Annotated in this window: 3 protein-coding genes; all 3 read right to left on the bottom strand. The window is 70.3% G+C overall.

The features are described from left to right. Positions 1–139: 139 nt before the first annotated feature. Positions 140–1,063 carry a prephenate/arogenate dehydrogenase family protein gene (locus F9K34_RS18585; RefSeq protein WP_291338588.1) on the bottom strand — a complete coding sequence of 308 codons (924 nt, stop codon included), beginning with the start codon at positions 1,061–1,063 and terminating at the stop codon, positions 140–142. Beyond that, a complete protein-coding gene (hisC, locus tag F9K34_RS18580) occupies positions 1,060–2,145 on the bottom strand; it encodes a histidinol-phosphate transaminase (protein WP_291338587.1) in 1,086 nt (361 codons plus the stop codon). Before hisC ends, F9K34_RS18585 begins: the two co-directional genes overlap by 4 nt. An 80-nt stretch (positions 2,146–2,225) precedes the next feature. Next, the coding region (locus tag F9K34_RS18575) for a hypothetical protein (RefSeq protein WP_291338586.1) at positions 2,226–2,583 on the bottom strand (358 nt) is incomplete at its 5' end.

Below are 2,583 nucleotides of genomic sequence, written 5' to 3'. Positions count from 1 at the left end.
GGCCGCACCTGTCCGATCGGTGCGAGGGCCGCGGCGCCACTGCCGGGGCGCGCCTCGGGACGGGGGCTTTCGGGAATCGGTGCGGCCAAGGCGCCGCTGGAGGCGAGAGCGAGTGCAAGCGCGGGAAGGAACCGGACCCTCATGCGTCCGGCGCCTTCGTCCGGCCGAAGTCCGGCGCGGCAGTGTCCTGCCCCGCCTCGATGATGCCGCGGCGAATGGCCCGCGTCCGCGTGAAATAGTCGTGGAGCATCTCTCCGTCCCCCATCCGGATCGCGCGTTGCAGCATGAAGAGTTCTTCGGTGAAGCGACCGAGAATATCCAGCGTCGCCTCCTTGTTCGTCAAGAACACGTCGCGCCACATCGTGGGGTCGGAGGCGGCAATCCGCGTGAAGTCGCGGAAACCCGCCGCCGAATACTTGATGATCTCGCTTTCCGTCACCCGCCTGAGGTGATCGGCCACGCCTACCATCGTATAGGCGATGAGGTGAGGCGTGTGGCTGGTGACAGCCAGCACGAGGTCGTGGTGGGCCGGATCCATCTCCTCGACGTTCGCGCCCATCCCCTGCCAGAGCGCACGCAGCCGTGCGACGGCGGCGGGGTCTGCCGCGCCCGGTGTCAGCAGGCACCAGCGGTTCTCGAAGAGCGTGGCGAAGCCCGACCGGGGCCCGGAATGCTCGGTCCCGGCAAGGGGGTGGCCGGGGATGAAGTGGACGCCCGGGGGCATGTGCGGCGCCACCGCCTCGATCACCGCCTGCTTGACCGAACCCACGTCGGTCACCGTCGCGCCCGGCTTCAGATGCGGCGCGATCTCGGCCGCGACGGCGCCCATGGCGCCCACGGGCACGGCCAGCACGACGAGGTCCGCGCCCTTGACGGCTTCCGCCGCCGTGGCGAAGACGGCGTCGCAAAAGCCGACCTCGAGCGCCGCCGCGCGCGTCTCCTCCGTCTTGGCATGGCCCGCGATGCTGCGCGCGAGCCCCGCCGCCTTCATCGCATGCCCCATCGACGATGCGATGAGGCCGAGCCCGATCAGGGCCACCCTTTCATAGAGCGGTGCGGTCATCTCTGTGCCTTGAACTGGCCGATGGCATGGGCGACCCGGCGGCAGGAGGCTTCGTCGCCGACGGTGATCCTCAGGCACTGCGGCAGGCCGTAGCCCGCCACCCGCCGCACGATCAGTCCCTGCGACTGGAGGGCGGCGTCGCAGGCCGCGGCCTCGGCCTCGTCGGCGAAGCGGGCGAGGATGAAGTTCGCGGTCGAGGTGTCGGACGGCACGCCCTTTTCCGCCAGCGCCTCGGCCAGCCAGCCGCGCATCCGCGCGTTCTCGGCGCGGCAGCGGTCGACATGCTCCCGGTCGCGCACGGCGGCCTCGGCGGCTTCCATCTGCGCGGTCGAAAGGTTGAACGGCCCCCGGATGCGGTTCAATACGTCGATGATTGCCTTCGGCCCGTAGCCCCAGCCGATCCTGAGCCCGCCAAGGCCGTAGATCTTGGAAAAGGTCCGGGTCATGAACACGTTGGGCAGCCGCGTGGCAAGCTCGGCGCCGCCGTCGTAGCCCTCGACGTATTCGGCATAGGCCCCGTCGAGGACGAGGATCGCCTGCGCCGGCAGCCCGCGCGCAAGCCGCTCGACCTCGGCCAGCCCGATCATCGTGCCGGTGGGGTTGTTGGGGTTGGCGAGGAAGACGAGCCGCGTTGCGGGGCCGCAGGCCGCCAGGATCGCGTCCACGTCCGTCGTCCGCTCGCGCTCCTGCACGGCCACCGGCGTCGCACCCGTGGCCTGGGCATAGATGCGGTACATCAGGAACCCGTGCTCGGTGAACACGACTTCGTCTTCCGGCCCCGCATAGGCGTGGCAGAGCAGGCCGATGACCTCGTCCGAGCCGACGCCGCAGATGATCCGCGCGGGGTCGAGCGCGTGGACCTCGCCGATCGCCTGGCGCAGCCGCGCGTGGTCGGTGGAGGGATAGCGGTGCAACTGGTGCACGGCGCGGAGGTAGGCTTCCTTCGCCTTCTCCGAGGGTCCGAAGGGGTTCTCGTTCGAGCTGAGCTTCACCGCGTCGGTGATGCCCGCCACATGCGCCGCGCCGCCCTCGTAGAGCGCGATATCCATGATCCCCGGCCTGGGGCGGATCGCATCGGTCATGACGGCACCTCCGGCAACTCGGCCCGCTTTTAGCGAGCGGTCGGGCGCAATGCCAGCGGGGATTGGCGCGGGGCCGGAAATCAGGGGCGCGGTGCGGCTTCGCTCACCCCGGACCGGCGGGCGAAACGCCCTGACCCCATAGCCGCAAGGAGCATCATCGCCACGCCGAAGGTCGCAAGCACGGTTCCCGGGAAGAGCGGAACGAAGTCCCCGGCAAGGAGCGCGATGTGGAGGTCGCTGGGACGCAGGCACAACGAAAGGCCCGCGAGACCGGCCAGGGCCGGCGCCCCCCGGAGCCCCGCAAGCGCGGTCATGGCGATGCCGACGACGACGAAATCGTAAAGATGAAGCGGGGCGAGCGACAGCGCGATCAGGATCTCGACCGCGACGAGGTGGGCGAGCGCCTGCCCTGTCGGCCGCGCGCCGCGCGCCCGGACC

The organism is Albidovulum sp., assembly GCF_008933605.1.
Lineage (GTDB): Bacteria > Pseudomonadota > Alphaproteobacteria > Rhodobacterales > Rhodobacteraceae > Albidovulum.
Note: the sequence above shows the minus strand (reverse complement) of the source record. Positions and strands in the feature narration are given on the sequence as shown.